18 protein-coding genes are annotated in these 17,483 nt (G+C 52.0%); 8 read left to right on the top strand and 10 right to left on the bottom strand.

Features of this window, described 5'->3' with window-relative positions; genetic code table 11:
* The first annotated feature begins 8 nt into the window (after positions 1–8).
* The 6 genes from C0081_RS09415 (at position 9) to C0081_RS09390 (ending at position 6,425) form a co-directional block, all read left to right on the top strand.
* Entirely contained in the window at positions 9–959 is a 951-nt protein-coding gene (locus C0081_RS09415; protein ID WP_101533541.1) for a sugar ABC transporter substrate-binding protein, read from the top strand.
* A gap of 74 nt (positions 960–1,033) precedes the next feature.
* Positions 1,034–2,155 (top strand): ABC transporter permease, encoded by a 1,122-nt coding sequence (locus C0081_RS09410; protein WP_101533540.1) that lies wholly within the window; start codon positions 1,034–1,036, stop codon positions 2,153–2,155.
* Positions 2,156–2,186: 31 nt separating this feature from the next.
* The gene (locus C0081_RS09405; protein WP_245417916.1) at positions 2,187–2,945 is read left to right on the top strand and encodes an ATP-binding cassette domain-containing protein; all 759 of its coding nucleotides are present in this window, start codon (positions 2,187–2,189) and stop codon (positions 2,943–2,945) included.
* 282 nt (positions 2,946–3,227) lie between these two features.
* Positions 3,228–4,232, top strand: a complete 1,005-nt coding sequence (locus tag C0081_RS09400; RefSeq protein ID WP_101533538.1) for a Bug family tripartite tricarboxylate transporter substrate binding protein — start codon at positions 3,228–3,230, stop codon at positions 4,230–4,232.
* 118 nt (positions 4,233–4,350) lie between these two features.
* Positions 4,351–4,926 carry a tripartite tricarboxylate transporter TctB family protein gene (locus tag C0081_RS09395; protein WP_101533537.1) on the top strand — a complete coding sequence of 192 codons (576 nt, stop codon included), beginning with the start codon at positions 4,351–4,353 and terminating at the stop codon, positions 4,924–4,926.
* Positions 4,926–6,425, top strand: a complete 1,500-nt coding sequence (locus C0081_RS09390) for a tripartite tricarboxylate transporter permease (protein WP_101533536.1) — start codon at positions 4,926–4,928, stop codon at positions 6,423–6,425. Before C0081_RS09395 ends, C0081_RS09390 begins: the two co-directional genes overlap by 1 nt.
* Before the next feature lie 54 nt (positions 6,426–6,479).
* On the opposite strand, the gene C0081_RS09385 is transcribed toward C0081_RS09390, so the two are convergent.
* The 10 genes from C0081_RS09385 to C0081_RS09340 all read right to left on the bottom strand — a co-directional run bounded on the left by C0081_RS09385 (position 6,480) and on the right by C0081_RS09340 (position 15,434).
* Positions 6,480–7,658 carry an acetyl-CoA C-acyltransferase gene (locus tag C0081_RS09385; RefSeq protein WP_101533535.1) on the bottom strand — a complete coding sequence of 393 codons (1,179 nt, stop codon included), beginning with the start codon at positions 7,656–7,658 and terminating at the stop codon, positions 6,480–6,482.
* Between the two features lie 10 nt (positions 7,659–7,668).
* Positions 7,669–8,961 (bottom strand): ArgE/DapE family deacylase, encoded by a 1,293-nt coding sequence (locus tag C0081_RS09380; protein ID WP_101533534.1) that lies wholly within the window; start codon positions 8,959–8,961, stop codon positions 7,669–7,671.
* A gap of 21 nt (positions 8,962–8,982) precedes the next feature.
* On the bottom strand, positions 8,983–9,615 hold the full coding sequence (locus tag C0081_RS09375; RefSeq protein WP_101533533.1) for a 3-oxoacid CoA-transferase subunit B: 633 nt from the start codon (positions 9,613–9,615) through the stop codon (positions 8,983–8,985).
* A gap of 7 nt (positions 9,616–9,622) precedes the next feature.
* Positions 9,623–10,315: a CoA transferase subunit A gene (locus C0081_RS09370; protein ID WP_101533532.1), complete on the bottom strand. Its 693-nt coding sequence runs from the start codon at positions 10,313–10,315 to the stop codon at positions 9,623–9,625.
* The gene (locus tag C0081_RS09365; protein ID WP_101533531.1) at positions 10,312–11,661 is read right to left on the bottom strand and encodes an aminotransferase family protein; all 1,350 of its coding nucleotides are present in this window, start codon (positions 11,659–11,661) and stop codon (positions 10,312–10,314) included. The genes C0081_RS09370 and C0081_RS09365 overlap by 4 nt, the downstream gene beginning before the upstream one ends.
* Positions 11,658–12,428: an amino acid ABC transporter ATP-binding protein gene (locus C0081_RS09360; protein ID WP_101533530.1), complete on the bottom strand. Its 771-nt coding sequence runs from the start codon at positions 12,426–12,428 to the stop codon at positions 11,658–11,660. The genes C0081_RS09365 and C0081_RS09360 overlap by 4 nt, the downstream gene beginning before the upstream one ends.
* 21 nt (positions 12,429–12,449) lie before the next feature.
* Positions 12,450–13,106: an amino acid ABC transporter permease gene (locus tag C0081_RS09355; RefSeq protein ID WP_101533529.1), complete on the bottom strand. Its 657-nt coding sequence runs from the start codon at positions 13,104–13,106 to the stop codon at positions 12,450–12,452.
* A 27-nt stretch (positions 13,107–13,133) separates the two neighbouring features.
* Positions 13,134–13,781, bottom strand: a complete 648-nt coding sequence (locus C0081_RS09350) for an amino acid ABC transporter permease (protein ID WP_101533528.1) — start codon at positions 13,779–13,781, stop codon at positions 13,134–13,136.
* A 14-nt stretch (positions 13,782–13,795) separates the two neighbouring features.
* Positions 13,796–14,587: a creatininase family protein gene (locus tag C0081_RS09345; protein ID WP_101533527.1), complete on the bottom strand. Its 792-nt coding sequence runs from the start codon at positions 14,585–14,587 to the stop codon at positions 13,796–13,798.
* Between the two features lie 61 nt (positions 14,588–14,648).
* Positions 14,649–15,434: a transporter substrate-binding domain-containing protein gene (locus C0081_RS09340; RefSeq protein ID WP_101533526.1), complete on the bottom strand. Its 786-nt coding sequence runs from the start codon at positions 15,432–15,434 to the stop codon at positions 14,649–14,651.
* 147 nt (positions 15,435–15,581) lie between these two features.
* Here C0081_RS09340 and C0081_RS09335 point away from each other — a divergent pair, with 147 nt between their 5' ends.
* Both C0081_RS09335 and lexA read left to right on the top strand, forming a co-directional pair.
* Positions 15,582–16,541, top strand: a complete 960-nt coding sequence (locus C0081_RS09335; RefSeq protein WP_101533525.1) for a LysR family transcriptional regulator — start codon at positions 15,582–15,584, stop codon at positions 16,539–16,541.
* 210 nt (positions 16,542–16,751) lie between these two features.
* Complete coding sequence (lexA, locus tag C0081_RS09330) at positions 16,752–17,465, top strand: transcriptional repressor LexA (RefSeq protein ID WP_101533524.1); 714 nt, start codon at positions 16,752–16,754, stop codon at positions 17,463–17,465.
* Positions 17,466–17,483: the final 18 nt, after the last annotated feature.

Raw genomic sequence — 17,483 nt, 5'->3', positions numbered from 1 at the left:
AGGAACACATGACTTCACTGGTAAAAAAACTAGCCCTTGCGACCGCGCTGATTGCAGCACCACTTATGGCTGCATCATCTGCATCCGCTGAAGGCGAAAAATACATTCTGGTCAGTCACGCTCCAGACAGCGATAGCTGGTGGAACACCATCAAAAACGGCATCGCACTTGCTGGTAAGCAAATGGATGTTGAAGTGGAATACCGCAACCCGCCAACAGGCGATCTGGCTGACATGGCTCGCATTATCGAGCAAGCCGCAGCCAGCGGCCCCAACGGCATCATCACAACATTGAGCGATTATGACGTCTTGGCTGGCCCAATCAAAGCAGCCGTCGATTCTGGCGTTGACGTGATCATCATGAATTCCGGCACACCAGAACAAGCCCGCGAAGTCGGTGCGCTGATGTATGTCGGCCAGCCTGAATATGATGCAGGCCATGCAGCAGGCATGCGCGCCAAAGGCGATGGCGTCAAAAGCTTCCTCTGTGTCAACCACTATATCAGCTCCCCCTCATCCACCGAACGCTGTCAGGGCTTTGCCGATGGTTTGGGCGTTGAACTGGGCAACCAGATGATTGATTCCGGTCAGGATCCCTCAGAAATCAAAAACAAGGTTCAGGCTTATCTATCTGCCAATCCAGAAACCGATGCAGTCTTGACACTTGGCCCAACCAGCGCCGATCCTACTTTGCTTGCGTTGGACGAAAATGGCATGGCCGGCGATATTTACTTCGGCACATTCGACCTTGGTGAAGACATCGTGAAAGGCATTAAAGCCGGAACGATCAACTGGGGTATCGACCAACAGCCATTCCTACAGGCCTATCTGCCCGTGGTCGTTATGACCAACTACCATCGTTATGGTGTTCTTCCCGGCAACAACATCAACTCTGGCCCAGGCTTTGTAACCAAAGACGGTTTGGAACTGGTTGAAAAATACGCAGGTGAATTCCGCTAGAATCCTCCCGACTGGGCGGCCAAACACACATTGGCCGCCCTTTTTGTATCTTATAAGGGATTTGAGAGCACACCATGTCTGACCCCTATATTGAAACTCTTGATGACGAACGGATCAAGTCCCGTTCCTCATTTCGCGAAGCGCTAATACGACCAGAACTGGGTGGGATTGTCGGCACCATCATTGTTTTTGCGCTCTTTTTATTGTTTGCGTCCGACAGCGGCATGTTCGGCAGCAGAGGCGTACTAAACTGGAGTCAGGTTTCTGCCCAGTTTATGATCATCGCTGTCGGCGCTTGTCTTTTGATGATCGCCGGTGAATTTGATCTCTCCGTCGGCTCGATGATTGGCTTTGCCGGAATGATGATTGCCATCTTTTCCGTCACTCTGGGCTGGCCGGTCTGGATCGCCATTCTGGTAACCTTTGCCATAACCCTCACAATTGGTGCGTTGAATGGCATTATTGTGGTGCGCACGGGCTTGCCCAGCTTTATTGTTACCTTGGCATTTTTGTTCATTTTGCGCGGCTTTACCATTTTTTTCCCGCAGTTAATCGAACGCAAAACAATCATTGGTGGCATCAAAGATGCCGCCCAAGGCGATTGGCTTGGAGCCGTATTTGGCGGCAAAATTCTGACCGGCCTGTTTATCTGGTTTGGAGATATCGGGCTGATCGAAACATTCTCCCGTGGCTCGCGCAAAGGGCAGCCTGTGGTGGATGGCGTCCCCATGCTCATTATATGGGCGATTGTCCTTGTCATCATTGGCCATATCGTCTTGACCAAAACAGCCTTTGGAAACTGGATTTTTGCTTCGGGAGGCGACGCTCAAGCAGCGCGCTATACCGGCGTCCCGGTCAATCGCGTTAAGATTGTTATGTTCATGTTCACGGCTTTTTGCGCAACCGTTTTTGCCACCTGTCAGGTGATGGAGTTTGGATCGGCCGGTGCGGATCGTGGATTGCTCAAAGAATTTGAAGCAATCATCGCGGTGGTTATCGGCGGCGCTCTTCTAACCGGCGGCTACGGCAGCGTTATTGGGGCGGCGCTTGGCGCATTGATCTTTGGCGTTGTACAGCAGGGCTTGTTTTTTGCTGGCGTGGAAAGTTCATTGTTTCGGGTGTTCTTGGGTTTAATCCTACTCTTTGCCGTCATCCTGAACACCTATATCCGTCGCATGATCACTGGGGAGAAATAACATGAATCCTGAACATGCTCCTCTCGTACAGATGAAAAAAATTGCGAAGCATTTCGGTTCGGTCATTGCTCTGGCCGGTGTATCTCTTGAGGTTTTCCCCGGTGAATGCCATTGCCTTTTAGGAGACAACGGTGCGGGCAAATCAACCTTCATCAAAACCATGTCCGGCGTGCACAAGCCAACGAAAGGGGAAATCCTTTTTGAAGGCAAACCGATGAATTTTGAGCGGCCCCGTGACGCAATCGACGCAGGCATTGCCACGGTTTATCAAGACCTTGCCATGATCCCGCTTATGTCAATCAGCCGCAATTTTTTCATGGGCAACGAACCCACACGCAAAGTCGGCCCGTTCAAATTTTTCGACCATGAATATGCTAATCAGGTGACCATGGAAGAAATGAACAAAATGGGCATTAGTTTGCGCGGACCGGATCAAGCCGTAGGAACCTTGTCGGGCGGTGAACGCCAGACAGTGGCCATCGCCCGTGCCGTTCACTTTGGTGCCAAACTGCTCATTCTCGATGAGCCGACGTCTGCCTTGGGTGTGCGCCAAACAGCCAACGTTCTGGCGACAATCGATAAGGTCCGCAAACAAGGCATCGCTGTCGTTTTCATCACCCACAATGTGCGCCACGCACTGGCGGTGGGTGATCGGTTTACCGTGCTCAACCGAGGAAAAACATTGGGAACGGCACAGCGCGGCCAGATCACGCCGGACGAACTACAGGATTTGATGGCTGGAGGACAAGAACTGGTGGCACTGGAAGGCAGTCTCGGCGGCACTGTGTAATCAATTCCACTCAGTTACAACGAACAGACTCAACACCGCCGCTTTTGTGGCGGTGTTTTGTAGTGAGCCCGTTTTTAACGGCGCGACATGACCACCAAAACCCGAAACGGTTGCAGATCTCACAAACACTACCACTTCATGCCGAAAAATCACCTAAATATCTGATGACAATACATCTATTTCCACCAAACAGACAATTTACGTTTGACGTCAGGCCCATATTTTCCTTCAATGCAGCAGACGTGGCGTTGCAGAGACGCACATTTATCTGGGAGGAAGACCATGAAAAAATTTATGATAGGTGCCATTTCGGCGCTTGTTCTTACTGCGTCCGGAGCGATGGCAGACGACTATCCTTCAAAAGAGATTCAGGGCATCATCCAATGGGGAGCTGGTGGCTCGACTGATACCGTGATGCGTTCTATCACGCCGCATGCCGAAAAAATCCTCGGTGGCACAGTGGTCATGCAAAACAAAACCGGTGCAGTGGGCGCAATCGCTCTGAACTATGTCGCCGACAGCAAGGCCGATGGCTATACGCTTCTGATGGGTGCTGAAAACCCCATGCTCTATAAAATCATGGGGCTGGGTGACAAAGACTATAGCGAATTTGTTCCGGTTAGCATTCTGGCGCGCGGCACACCCATTCTGGTGGCTGGCAAGGATGCTCCCTTTGATGATTATGCCGGTATGCTGGCCTACATCGAATCCAATCCGGGTGAGCTAAAAATTGGCGCGACGGGTCCCGGTGGTCTACCATCTGTCATCACCGCCATGATGAACACAGTCGAAGGCAAGCTGGACATGATTGCAGTGCCTTATGATGGTGACGGTCCGGCAATTACAGCGTTACAAGGTGGTGCCATTGACGTGATGCCTGCTGTATTGGGCGTCGCAATTGAAGGCATCCGCGCTGGAACGATCAAGCCATTGGCTGTTTTTGACGTTGTGAAAAACGAAAAACTACCTGATACCCCGCTCGTCACATCCTTCAACGATGGTTACAATGCCTATTTGCCGTGGGGCCCGTTCTTCGGCGTCTTCACTCCCAAAGGCACGCCGGATGACGTTGTTGCCAAACTCGGCACAGCCTATGCAGAAGCAGGCAAAAACGCTGACTTTGTCAAATTGATGGACAACCGTGGTTTCACTCTCATGGGCATCAGTGGCGACGAAGCACAATCATTCCTGACCAAATGGCAGCGTGGCACAGCTTGGTTGCTGCAGGATGCAGGCCTGACCAAAGCCTCCCCTGAAAAATTTGGCATCGAGAAACCAAGTAAGTAGCGATCCCAGATTGCGAACATCTGGCCTTTTGGCCCACACCAGCGTGCCGCCCACCTTTCGGTTGGGCGGCACTTTGCGGACTTCATAACCGCAAGAGAAACAGCAGCAGGAAAGTAGAATGGATAGAGAGTTCCGAGGTGACCAGGACCATCATAACTGGATGTCTGATGCCGTGCCGGGCGGATATGCGTTACAGCAACGACCGGGTGAAACCGTCTTTGCATTGCTCCTGTTGGCCGCAAGTCTGTTTTTGCTCTATAGCGCCTTTGGTATTTCTGGTTTTGAGGCCCTTTCCGCACCGGGCTCTGTGCCCATGGCCACGACCTTTGTGATGGTTGTCTCGGCAGCTTATATCGTCTATCGCACCCTTCCCCAGCCAGTCGTCAAGACAGAAAGCATCCGCCGACACATTCTTCCGACGGTGGTGGTGCTGTTCTTCGGATTTCTGATCGCATTCGGCATTCTACTCAAACCTTTGGGCTTTTTGCCAACTGCGGCCCTCTTTTTGGTCATCGCAATCAAAGTTTTGTCACGTCGGAGCTGGATCTTTTCCTTCAGCGTCGGGCTAGGCTCGTTGTTGGTTGTTTGGCTGCTCTTCCGCATCGTCTTTACCGTCCTGTTGCCCTCGGGCATTGTGCCTGAAGCCGAATTTATCCAGTTATTCCGCGAACTCTTTGCCGGGGTGCTCGCATAATGGACACCCTTCTCGCTTTCCTGACGATTTTCACCCATCCGCAATTGTTGATGCTCGTCGCCTTGGGCACATTTGCAGGCATCTATATCGGCGCGATTCCGGGCCTGTCGGTCACAATGGCCGTGTCGATCCTGATATCCTTCACTTTCTCGTGGGACGTTTATCCGGCGCTCTCTCTCATGGTGGGGATTTATATGGGTGGTGTTTATGGCGGTTCCCGTACGGCGATCCTTCTCAATATTCCGGGTGCACCGTCAGCGATAGCCACCGCATTGGATGGTTATCCCATGGCCCAGCGTGGTGAAGCAGGACAGGCCATTGGCGTCACCACGGTCATGTCCTTTTTCGGCGGGCTGATTGGCATCATCACGCTTGCAGTCGCCGCCCCCCTCGTATCCGACTTTGCCCTCGGGTTTCAGCCGCGCGATTATATGCTGCTGGCAATCATCGGCATTCTTCTTGTCGGGTCTCTATCGACCGGCAGTCTGGTCAAAGGCATCTTTTCAGGCGCTTTGGGCATTGCCCTTGGGGCCGTTGGACGCGATCCGCTGACCTTCGCTGAACGCTTCACCTTTGACTTGCCCATGATGCAAAGCGGCATTTCTTTCATCGCCGTGATGATTGGAATGTTCGGCGTCTCCGAAGCCTTGCTGCAATTGCACAATGTCAACTTGCCTGCGGTCAAACAGAAAATCACAAAAGTCGTACCGTCATTCAGCACCATCTGGAAATATCTACCCCTATCGCTCCAGACCTCGACCATAGGCGTCATCATTGGCGCTCTGCCCGGCACCGGTGGCGACATCGCAGCGCTCATGGCCTATGACCATGCAAAGCGCGTGACGAAAAACCCCGAAGAAGAATTCGGCAATGGCGCGATGGAGGGGCTCGTCGCCCCCGAAACAGCAAACAATGCCGCAGTGGGCGGCGCTTTCATCCCGATGATGACATTGGGCATTCCCGGTGATGCTGTTACTGCCATCATGATTGGCGCGCTCTACATTCACGGGCTGAACCCCGGACCAATGCTGATGATCGATAAGCCGGATATGTTCTGGTTCATCGTTGGTGCGTTGGTAACTGCCAATTTCTTCATGCTTTTGTTTGGCATGACCGGCATCAGAGTGTTTGCAAAAATCGTCGAAATGCCACGCTCAGTCATTATTCCACTGATCATGCTGCTGTCTATTGTTGGAGCTTATGCGGTCAACAATTCAATCAATGACGTTTACTGGATGCTGGGATTCGGGGTCTTTGGCTATTTTATGCGCCTGTATGGTTACCCATTGGGGCCAGTGATCCTTGGTGTGATCCTGTCGCGTCTTCTGGATGAAAACTGGCGCCGCGCTATTATTTCAGAGCGAGAAGATCTTGGTCGCTTTTTCGAAGGCATCATCAGCAGCCCTCTATCCCTCACCCTGTTTGTGGCAGTACTGTTTATTTTCTTCTCGCAAACACCATTCTGGCCAAAATTGAAGGCGCGGCTAAGACGCCGATAGCGCAAGAAATATGCGAGGGCAATCACTCGACGGTGGCCCTCGCCTTTTCAGATCTCAATCAATGATCTCGAACAAGCCTGCTGCGCCTTGTCCGCCCCCGACACACATGCTGACCACCCCAAGACGGGCACCCCTCCTGCGGCCTTCCAACATCAAATGTCCTGCCATGCGAGCGCCAGACATGCCATAGGGATGACCAATCGAAATAGCCCCGCCATTGACATTGAGTTTGTCGTCAGCAATGCCCAGTGTATCGCGGCAATATAACAGCTGAGCGGCAAAAGCCTCGTTGATTTCCCATAGATCAATATCGTCAACACTCAGCCCATGACGGGTCAGCAATTTGGGAATGGCAAGCACTGGACCGATGCCCATTTCTTCTGGCGCGCACCCCGCAACAGCAAACCCGCAAAACACGGCCAAAGGCTTCAAACCGCGGCGCTGCGCTTCCCCTGCCTCCATCAAAACACAGGCAGAAGCCCCATCTGACAATTGGCTAGCATTGCCGGCAGTGACACATTTTTCGGGGCCCATAACAGGCTTGAGAGTAGCAAGCCCTTCCAGGGTGGTACCGGGCCGGTTGCATTCATCACCGGTCAAAACAACCGTTTCCTCATGCACATCACCGGTCGCTTTGTCCTTGATCTGTTTGATCGCCTTAACAGGCACAATTTCATCAGCAAACAGGCCAGCAGCCTGCGCTGCCGCTGTGCGTTGCTGGCTTTGCAGGGCATAAGCATCTTGCTTGGCACGACTGACGCCATACCGCTCCGCGACAGTTTCTGCCGTTTCAATCATCGACATATAATAACGATCAGCGACAGTAGGGTCACGATAACGATGACCATTCCAATGGGCGTTTTGCACCAGAGAAATGCTGTCCAAGCCACCGGCGACGGCGACATCGACACCATCGGAGACGATCATATTGGCCGCAATAGCAATGGCATTGAGACCAGACGCGCATTGACGATCGATGGTCGAACCAGCAACGCTATCGGGCAACCCGGATGCCAACACGATGTGACGAGCCACATTGATGCCTGTGCTGCCTTGGGTCAATGCAGACCCGAACACCAACTCCTCAATTGCCCCAGCTTCAACACCAGCGCGTTCGACCGCCGCCCGAACCGCGTGAGCAGCAAGGCTGGGGCCTTCCAGATTGTTAAAAGCCCCACGATAGGCTTTACCAATGGGAGTACGGGCAGTTGAGACGATGACAGCTTGACGCACGATATTTTCCTTAAAGGGATTCTAGGCCACACCAGTTGGCAATAAACAGGGCCGTTGTTTGCGTAACGCGGCGAATGCTTTCCAGCGACACCCGTTCATTAAACCCATGAATAGATTCAGCACGAGGGCCATAAACCAATGCAGGCGTATTGGCGTATAGCCCAAAGAAACGGGCATCGGTTGTCGCGGTAATTGCGACATGATCAAGACGATTGCCAGTCACAGCTTCATGGGCCGTTTCCAGCGCGGAAATAGACCCCTTCGCCTCTTCGCTTTTATCTTCAGACAGCGCATAACCTTCAGCCTGAAAACCATGATAGACGATGGCGGGTTTGTTGTTTCTCAAGAAAGCATTGTCTTGTGCCGCGTCCGTCAACACCGCCTCAATCTCAGCGCGAGCCAACTCCAAATCCTGACCGGGGAACACGCCCATACGCACATCAAACACGCACCAAGCAGGTACAGAACTCGTCCAGTCACCGCCTTGAATTTTGCCAATGTTCAGATTGAGTGGATGATGCACATGAGCAAAATCGCCATGACGGTGCTCTGGCCCGTTCCATTTTTCTTCCAGCTTATGCAAGGCATTGATCAGCGGAATGGCCGCTTCAATGGCATTGGCCCCATCCCCTGCATAGGCCACATGTGTGGGCAAACCTTTGAGATGGACCTGAAACCAGATCACCCCGACCTGCGCGGTGATCAAATCTTCGGCGAAAGGCTCCGGTATCAAAACGGCCGCAGCCTTATAGCCGCGTTGCAAGCAAGCCAACGCGCCGTTGCCAGTGCATTCTTCTTCCACCACAGACTGAAAATAGACATCAGCAGCAGGCGCGAACCCAAGCGATCGCAACGCATCCAGTGCAAACAGATTACAGGCCAGACCGGCCTTCATATCGCCAACACCACGGCCATACATCCAGTCGCCATCCACATGAGGCTCATAGGGAGGCTGATCCCACATATCCAACGGGCCTTCCGGCACCACATCAATATGACCATTAAGGATCAGAGAGCCTTTTCCTTTGCTCCTGCTGTGATGGCTGCCCACAACATTGACTGCATCCTCGTAATTGCCAATCACAGGGGAAAAACCCGGCAGACCTTGGATATCGGCGACATCAATTTGCCAGCGATCCACATCAAAGCTGCGGTTGTTCAAAGCATCAGCCATAAAGCTCTGAGCCGATTGCTCGTTACCTCGGGTTGAGGGATGTTTGGTCAGTTCGGCAAGAAAACCGACTTCTTCGTCGAACAAATCATCAACGGCAGACATAATCTGGCTTTGTGCTGCTTTATCCATAGTCTCTGCCTCGTATACGCCTCAGAATTTGGGAATATCCCCATCAGGAACAATCAGAGTGGCCCCTGTCGCATCCTTGACCTCAGCGAGGCTGACGCCTTGCGCCAACTCACGCAGGACAAACCCCTCATGCGTCACATCAACCACTGCCATATCCGTAAAAATCCGTTTCACACGTCCCTTGGCAGTCAGCGGAAGACCGCAGTCAGCCAACAGTTTAGGACGCCCCTTACGATCGGTATGGGTAGTCAGGACGACAACCCGTTTGGCCTTTTGTGCCAGCTCAATGGCACCGCCAACGCCGGGGGAGAATTTGCCCGGTATCTTCCAGTTGGCCAAATCCCCATTCTGCGCCACTTCAAAGGCGCCAAGCAGAGTCAGATCCAACCGTCCGCCCCGAACCAGCGCGAACGAGGTGGCGCTGTCAAAAAAGGCACTGCCCGGCAGTGTTGATATATAGGCCCCACCCGCATCAATCAGATCGCGATTTGCTTGATCATAAGGCAAAGTCGGCCCGATGCCGGTCAATCCATTTTCGGTATGCAGACAGACGGGCATGTCTTTGGGCAGGTAATTCACCACTTTGGTTGGCAGCCCGATCCCAAGATTGACCACCATGCCAGAGGAAATCTCACGCGCAGCTCGCGCGACCATTCGGCTTTTAGCGTCTAACAACGGCATATTCCTCGCTCAATTGTGCAAGCGGCACAACATGGTCGACAAAAGGTCCAGGAACATGAACCTGATCAGCACCGACACCACCCAACGGAAGTAAAGTCTCGGTTTCTGCGATGACGCAACTGGCGGCCATGGCCATCAATGGATTGAAATTGCGCGCTGTTGCCGCAAAACAAAGATTGCCAAAGGGGTCTGCACTATTTGCATGGAGCAATGCCACATCGGCCCGCAAAGCTGGCTCAATCAGGCAAGACTTTCCATCGACAGTGACGACCGATTTGCCCTCGGCCAATTCGGTCCCCTCCCCAATATCGGTTAAAATGCCAATCAAACCCGCACCACCGGCGCGCACCCGCTCCGCCAAAATTCCCTGCGCGCAAAACTCGACAGCAAGCACGCCTTCATTCATCATTTCAATCGCTCGACCATTGAGCCCGATATGGGTGGTTATGAGACGACTGACCTGTCCATTGGCCAGCAGGTGATCAATGCCCATACCCATTTCGTTGGCATCATTTTTGATGATGGTGAGGTTTTTCTGCCCTTGACGAACCAACTCGGCAATAAGAGAAAAGGGCGTACCGGGAACGCCAAAGCCACCCACCATGACAGTGGCACCATCCGCAATCTGCGCAACCGCATCCTCGATCACCGCGGATTTATCAGACAAACTCATGATCCATTCACCGGCAGATTATTTTGCCGTGCAAAAGCATCTAGGCTGTCGATCAAAATCGCCATGATTTCTTCGATTTGTTCAGGAGTAATAATAAGCGGAGGGCAAACAAGGAAATGATCGCCTTCAACGCCCCCACGGGTCCGCCGCGAATAAATGATCAAGCCCCGCTCATAAGCCAATTCAACCAACGTCAAATAGGCATTCAATTCCTTGGGAAGCGGTGTCATGGTTTCGCGATCACTGACCAGTTCAAACGCCAACAACAAGCCTTTACCGCGAACATCACCAATGAAGGGATAGCGCTCCATAAGATCGGTCAGGCGCCCCTTTAAAATATCACCCATATTGGCCGCGTTGCTAACCAGTCCGAGTCGTTCGACTTCTTGCAAAACCGCCAATCCGGCAGAACAGGCAAGCGGGTTGCCGGCATAGGTATAGCCATGCAAGAAACCGCCAGCATCCAACAGCGCTTCAACCATCGAAGCTTTTGCAACCACCGCCCCCAGAGGCGCATAGCCAGCAGCGAAGCCTTTCGACATGGCCACAATATCGGGCACAATACCCCAGTGATCAGCTGCGATGAAGGCTCCTGTGCGACCAACGCCGGTCATCACTTCATCATAAATAAGCAGAATACCGAATTCGTCACAAATCTCGCGGATCCGCGCATAATAGCTATCTGGCGCCACAAGCGCCCCGGTTGACGCGCCCCCGATCGGCTCCATGATAAAAGCCAGCACACTTTCCGGCCCTTGCGCAATAATCTCCTCGCGCAACAAGTCGGCGTATTTCAAACCACGCGCTTCATCGCTCAAATTATCCCGATCCAGATAACAAGTCGGCGCAGCGATCTTGGGCATATCTCGCATCATCGGATCGAAAGGTCTGGCCAGCGGATCATAGCCTGTCAAAGCCAACGCACCCAACGTGCAGCCATGATAGGAGGGAAAACGGGAAATCACTTTCCATCGGCTCGCTTGGCCCTGTGTGATCGCATATTGCCGAGCCAGCTTGATCGCGCTCTCCACGGCTTCCGAACCACCGGATACAAAGAAAACCCGATCAAGACCTTCCGGCATCATACTCGCTGCCTTGGTGGCCAGAAATTCGGAGGCTTCCGTGCGAAAATGCAGCCGATACCCAAACGTCGACTTATCCATTTGCGCCTTCATTGCCGCCAACACATTTGGGTTGGAGTGGCCAATATTGGACACCATGGCGCCAGACGAGCCGTCAATATATCGTTTGCCCGACTGATCATACATGTAGATGCCTTCAGCCCGATCCAAAAACGGCCGGGGCTGGCGAGCCATGTAAAAAAGATTTGAAACTTCGCTGGTCATAGGACGCCTTCAAGATGCTTGCTTAGGAAATTTCGGGTGCGTTCTTGGGTCGGAGCTTTGAAGATGACTTCCGGTGGTCCTTCTTCGACCACCACGCCGCCATCCATGAACAGCACGCGGTCACAGACAGATTCAGCAAACCCCATTTCATGCGTTACAATAATCATCGTCATATGCTCTTCAGCGAGCATTTTCATAACCTGATTGACCTCTTCCACGAGCTCAGGATCCAAAGCAGATGTTGCCTCATCAAACAGCATAAGCTTGGGTTTCATGGCCAGCGCACGGGCAATAGCCACCCTCTGTTTCTGACCACCGGACAATTGCGACGGGTAATAATCGATACGATCCGACAGCCCCACATGCTCGAGCTGTTGTTCTGCCAAATGATTGGCCTCGTCCTCTGAAATGCCCTTGAGCAATTTGGGCGAGAGCGTCACATTCTGCCGCACCGTCAAATGCGGAAACAGATTAAAATGCTGGAACACCATGCCAATTTGCTGACGCATGGCATTGATGTGCAGCTCATATTGCCGGTGTGGCAACTGCTTGTTGACCTGCACTCCATCGAGCCACACTTCACCCGAAGTAAGAGGGTCCAGATCGTTGATCGCCCGCAAAAGCGTCGATTTACCGGACCCGCTGGGCCCGATGATCGCTACGATTTGACGTTGATCGACCTGTAAACTGATATCCTTGAGCACTTCAAGGTCGCCGAAGCATTTCTGCGCATGGCGGATTTCAACAAAGGGACGGTTGTCTGACATGATATTGTCCTTCCGGCACAGTTAACGGGCGGCGCGAACGCGGCGTTCGAGCCGGCGCAAGACGGCTTCCATACCCAAATTGATGATGTAGTAACAAACCGCTGCCACCACATAAAATTCGAAGGGGCGATAAGTCCGCCCAATGGCAAGCTGCGCTGACAGGGTCAACTCGGTCACACCGATGACGGACACCAACGCGGAATCTTTGAGCAATGCGATCATATTGTTGCCAATCGGCGGAATAACATCACGCACGGCCTGCGGAATAACCACATAACGCAGCGACTGCATTCGGCTAAGCCCCAGCGTGCGAGCGGCTTCGGCCTGCCCCTTATCCACGGCCAGAATAGCGGTCTGGATCAGCTCTGAATTATAGACGGCAAAATGCAGCCCCAAGCCCAAAACCCCCGCGACAAAAGCGGGTAAATCAATACCCACCTGAATGAGCCCGAAATAGATCAAAAACAACTGCAATAACAACGGCGTTCCCATAAACAACCATTCAAACAGACGCATCGGCCAACGAATGACTGCAGGAGCATAGAGCGCGATAACGCCGAAAAAAATACCACCGAAAAAGCTTAACAATGCTGCGCACACGGTGATGGCGATCGTCCAGACAACCCCCATCAAAATGACGTCATAGAATTGTGGAACGACGGAAAAATCAAGACCCATGCCAGCCTCCTCTCAATTCTTGAATCATCATGGTATCCGAACCTTGCGATCAAGCCAGTTGATGCCGCGCCCAGTGATAAAAATGATGATCATGTAAAGGACACCGGCGATAAAAAACATTTCAAACGGCTTATAGGTCGAACCGATGAAACGCTGAGCGGTGTAGGTCAGCTCAACAACAGAAATAGCTGCCACGAGAGCGGTTCCTTTGATCAATGCATTGATGTTGACGCCCAGAGGTCGGACCATCAAACGAAAGGCTTGTGGCAGAACGACTTTTCTCATCGCTTGCCAACGGCTCATACCCATCGTACGCGCCGCTTCGGTCTGGCCCTTATCGACGGCCACAATGGCCCCGCGAATGGTCTCGGTCATGTAGGCGCCAATATTGAGCCCCAAACCAATCACACCGGCCTCAAAAGCATCCAGCTGGATGCCAATCTGTGGCCCGCCAAAGTAAAGCAAAAACAGTTGAATCAGAGCGGGAGTGCCCCGAAACAGGCTCACATAAGCGGCGGCAACATACCTTATGACAGCAAATCGCGAAAGCCGCGCTGCGGCACCCAGAGCGCCGCAACTAAGTCCCAAGATGGTCGTCAGTATAGAAAGCTGAATGGTGACCCAAGCCGCTTCTACAAAAAAAGGATAAACCTTGAGGATGAGTTCGGTATCCATATGCGTTCCCGTTCTCAGTGGTGATCTTTTCGTTGCAACAATGGCAAGCGTCTGATCTCGCGCACCAGTTCGGTTGTCTCGTCAATGGCCGCTTCTAAAAACGCCTTGCCCGTCTCTGCATCTGCTAGCGTTGGATCTCCCATCGTGCCATCGGGAGTAACCTCGGACCACCAGCGCATCAACATGGCTTTGCCACCGCCAAGCGCGAGATCGAGATTGAAAAACTTGCTGTCCGGATTGTGCAAATTTTGGTCGACGGCCTTCTCCAGATGAACAAGATCAGGATGCAAATGTTTATACATCGCAGCCTCGAATTCACCGGCATGAGCGATCCCGCCAATCTCGGATTTACGCACTGCGTTGATTTTGTCGGCGCACAAATTCCAATAAGACGCTGAAACACAGATAATGCCTGTTTCGATCACTGTCTTACGGGCAGCCAGATCCAACACCGGATGGTTCGAGCCATGCGAGTTAAGCAGCAATATCCTGCGAAATCCGTGATGGGCGAGCGACTTGGTCACATCCGTAACAAACGCAATCAGTGTTTCGGGCTGTATCCAGATCACGCCTGGAAAATCTTTGTGATGCTCGTTAAAGCCATAAGAGATAGGCGGCATAATCAACACCTCGGCAGGTGCTTTTGATGCCACACCATTGGCCACTGCCATGCCCAGAACCGTATCGGTATCCAGCGGCATGTGAGGGCCATGGTCTTCTGTTGCTGAGACATTGAGGATCACAACACGATCTTTATCCGCGTCGCGCACCTCTTCCCAGCTCAATTTACCATAGTCGGTTTTCATGGGAGGGGTCTTTCAGGCCAGGAGAGCCCGCCAACGAGTGGCGGGCTGCATAGGATGGATTTTAGCGAATATCGCCACCAACCCATTCATTGGCAATCGTCAGATAGGTGTCGTCTGCCATCAAAGCATCGAGTGCTTTTTGCATGGCGTCTTTCAGTTCCGGATTGCCTTGACGGATGGCAATACCAGCACCAAAGGCTTCGGTTTCCAAATCCTGGATCGCGACAAAATCATAGCCATTTTTCTTCATCGCCAAAATAGCGGCGATAGAATCATTGGCAATGGCATCTACACGGCCATGTTCCAGCTCGAGCAACAATTCAGGCAAACCCTTGTATGTACGGATCTTATAACCCTGTTCGCGGGCCCAAGCTTCATGAGTTTCGCCAAGTGTTACACCCAGTGTTGCATCATCAAGCTGCTTGGTCGTGGTGATATCAGAACCGGCTTTTGTAAAGACAGCGCGCTTGGTGCTGTAATAAGGACCAACAAAATCAACAACTTTGGCACGTTCTTCTGTGATAGTCATGGAACCAACGATGGCGTCATATTTGTTGGCCAATAGACCGCCAATAATCCCATCCCATGCCGTTGTGATGATTTCGACTTCAAGGCCCATACGCTTGGCGATCTCTGTTCCAATAGCAGGATCAAAGCCAACCACTTTATTTTCTTCATTCACGAAGTTGAATGGAGGATAAGCACCACTCATTGCGATCCTGATCACGCCTTTTTCTTTAATCGTATCAAGCTCTTCTGCGCTGGCTGTATTGTTGATAGCAAGACCTGCCACAAATACGGCGGCAATGGTGAAAGCGCTTTTGAGTAGGCTTCTGCGATTGGTCATGGATGTCTCCGTTAGCTGCAAAACTGTTCCCTGGAAGAAATATCTTATTATCGATAACGACATTATCGCCGCTTTACAGAAAACTTGCACAGTGGCTATTATTAAGCAAATAGATATATTGAATTTTGAATATTGAGGAAATCTATCATGCGTCCCTATGAAATGCGTTTCCCATGGAATCTGGATTGGAACCTGTTGCGAACATTCATGGTGGTCGTGGAACAAAAAAGCATAACCAAAGCTGCAGATTTCCTTGGTCTGAAACAACCAACGATTAGCAGTGCTCTCAAGCGACTGGAGGACACCACAGGACACAAACTGATTGTTAGAAAGCCCAACCAGTTCAAGGTCACCCGCGTTGGTGAAATTCTATATTACGAATGTTCCACCATTTTTGGCAGCGTCTCCCAATTGCCTTCCCTGTTGAATAAAGGGGAAGAAGAATTACGCGGCCATATCAACATTGTCATGGCAAGCCATGTGGTCAGCCCGCATTTTGACGCTGTGCTCTACAAATTCTCTGAACGCCACAAAAGAGTGACATTCTCCATTACCATTGACGACAGCATGGAAATTGTCAGCCGTGTCGGGCAAAACCGTGCCAGCTTCGGCATCTGCTTGCTCAACGGAGCACCAGACCCCATGAAAGCAAAGGTGCTCTATAGGGAGTTTTTCGGGCTCTATTGCGGACCAAAACATCGGCTTTTCAATCGTGATTCAATCGACATTACAGAACTTGAAGGCGAAGAATCGGTCTCGTTTCAAACGGAAATGGAAGGTGGGCCCCTCGAACCTGTGGCGCATCTGCGCGCACGGGTGAAAGCGGCGTTGGGCTGGCGTGGCGTGTCATCCAATGTTCCCGAGATTAGACGGATGATAGTTGCAAATATCGGTATTGGCGCCCTGCCCGTCCATGTCGCTGACCGCGATGTGAAACTGGGTAATCTGCGCCAGCTGCCTCCCTACGACGATCTTCCCGCGGTCGATGTCTATCTATTGACGAACCCCAAACGCCGCCTTTCTGAGGCAGAGGCTGAATTGTTGCACATGTGTGAGCAGTCAATATTTGAACTGCCCATAGAAGAGCGGACCTATCACACAGCCTAACGCGCGACTGCATTGATGCATCAAAACTCATCCCGAAAGATCGTGTAATAAATCGCTATATATAGATGTCTAGCCTTCAGGTTGCAAAGCACCAGAAATAGCCACTTGCAGAACACAGCAAGAACATGTATTGTTTGTTCGTGATTTGTGCCACAGATGTTTCATCGAGATTCGGGGTGTGGTTGGAAAAGCGGGAAACTGGAGTGGGAAATGCTTACTAGAAAACAGCATGAATTGCTGATGTTCATCAATGAACGTATCAAAGAATCTGGCGTTCCTCCCTCCTTCGACGAAATGAAAGATGCACTTGATCTACGATCAAAATCAGGCATCCACCGCCTTATCACCGCTCTTGAGGAGCGTGGCTTCATCCGCCGTTTGCCCAATCGGGCCAGAGCGTTGGAAATATTGAAGCTACCAGAATCAAACTTACCCACCATGAACACGTCTACACGCGGGTTTTCACCCAGTGTTGTTGAAGGTGGTCTAGGCAAAAAACAGCGGTCAGAGCCCGAGAAAACTGAACCCGATCAAGAGATCAGCGGTGTTATGGTCCCGGTCATGGGGCGCATCGCCGCTGGGGTTCCTATCTCCGCCATTCAACACCAATCCCATTCCATTTCGGTTCCGATCGAAATGTTACGCGGCGGCGAGCATTTCGCCCTTGAAGTGCGTGGCGACTCCATGATTGAGGCTGGCATTTTGGACGGTGACACTGTGGTGATCAAAAAATCACAGGACGCCGTCTCTGGCGACATTGTAGTCGCCCTTGTTGATGATGAAGAAGCCACTCTCAAGCGCCTGCGCAAAAAGGGTGCCTCCATTGCGCTGGAAGCAGCCAATCCAGCCTATGAAACCCGCATTTTTGGCCCAGATCGAGTGAATGTACAGGGCAAACTGGTCGGTTTGCTAAGGCAGTATTGAGCCTTACGCCCGCTTTTC

The organism is Cohaesibacter celericrescens, assembly GCF_002866925.1.
Taxonomy (GTDB): Bacteria; Pseudomonadota; Alphaproteobacteria; order Rhizobiales; family Cohaesibacteraceae; genus Cohaesibacter; species Cohaesibacter celericrescens.
This window is presented reverse-complemented; position numbering and strand designations above follow the sequence as displayed.

What these genes read in the sequence shown, in the direction of transcription:
- C0081_RS09370 (WP_101533532.1), bottom strand. Translation starts at nt 10,315, where the DNA reads ATGAGTTTGTCTGATAAATCCGCGGTGATCGAGGATGCGGTTGCGCAG.
- C0081_RS09405 (WP_245417916.1), top strand. Translation starts at nt 2,187, where the DNA reads ATGAAAAAAATTGCGAAGCATTTCGGTTCGGTCATTGCTCTGGCCGGT.
- C0081_RS09355 (WP_101533529.1), bottom strand. Translation starts at nt 13,106, where the DNA reads ATGGGTCTTGATTTTTCCGTCGTTCCACAATTCTATGACGTCATTTTG.
- C0081_RS09395 (WP_101533537.1), top strand. Translation starts at nt 4,351, where the DNA reads ATGGATAGAGAGTTCCGAGGTGACCAGGACCATCATAACTGGATGTCT.
- C0081_RS09380 (WP_101533534.1), bottom strand. Translation starts at nt 8,961, where the DNA reads ATGGATAAAGCAGCACAAAGCCAGATTATGTCTGCCGTTGATGATTTG.
- C0081_RS09350 (WP_101533528.1), bottom strand. Translation starts at nt 13,781, where the DNA reads ATGGATACCGAACTCATCCTCAAGGTTTATCCTTTTTTTGTAGAAGCG.
- C0081_RS09400 (WP_101533538.1), top strand. Translation starts at nt 3,228, where the DNA reads ATGAAAAAATTTATGATAGGTGCCATTTCGGCGCTTGTTCTTACTGCG.
- C0081_RS09335 (WP_101533525.1), top strand. Translation starts at nt 15,582, where the DNA reads ATGCGTCCCTATGAAATGCGTTTCCCATGGAATCTGGATTGGAACCTG.
- C0081_RS09410 (WP_101533540.1), top strand. Translation starts at nt 1,034, where the DNA reads ATGTCTGACCCCTATATTGAAACTCTTGATGACGAACGGATCAAGTCC.
- C0081_RS09390 (WP_101533536.1), top strand. Translation starts at nt 4,926, where the DNA reads ATGGACACCCTTCTCGCTTTCCTGACGATTTTCACCCATCCGCAATTG.
- C0081_RS09345 (WP_101533527.1), bottom strand. Translation starts at nt 14,587, where the DNA reads ATGAAAACCGACTATGGTAAATTGAGCTGGGAAGAGGTGCGCGACGCG.
- C0081_RS09365 (WP_101533531.1), bottom strand. Translation starts at nt 11,661, where the DNA reads ATGACCAGCGAAGTTTCAAATCTTTTTTACATGGCTCGCCAGCCCCGG.
- lexA (WP_101533524.1), top strand. Translation starts at nt 16,752, where the DNA reads ATGCTTACTAGAAAACAGCATGAATTGCTGATGTTCATCAATGAACGT.
- C0081_RS09375 (WP_101533533.1), bottom strand. Translation starts at nt 9,615, where the DNA reads ATGGTCGCGCGAGCTGCGCGTGAGATTTCCTCTGGCATGGTGGTCAAT.
- C0081_RS09415 (WP_101533541.1), top strand. Translation starts at nt 9, where the DNA reads ATGACTTCACTGGTAAAAAAACTAGCCCTTGCGACCGCGCTGATTGCA.
- C0081_RS09340 (WP_101533526.1), bottom strand. Translation starts at nt 15,434, where the DNA reads ATGACCAATCGCAGAAGCCTACTCAAAAGCGCTTTCACCATTGCCGCC.
- C0081_RS09360 (WP_101533530.1), bottom strand. Translation starts at nt 12,428, where the DNA reads ATGTCAGACAACCGTCCCTTTGTTGAAATCCGCCATGCGCAGAAATGC.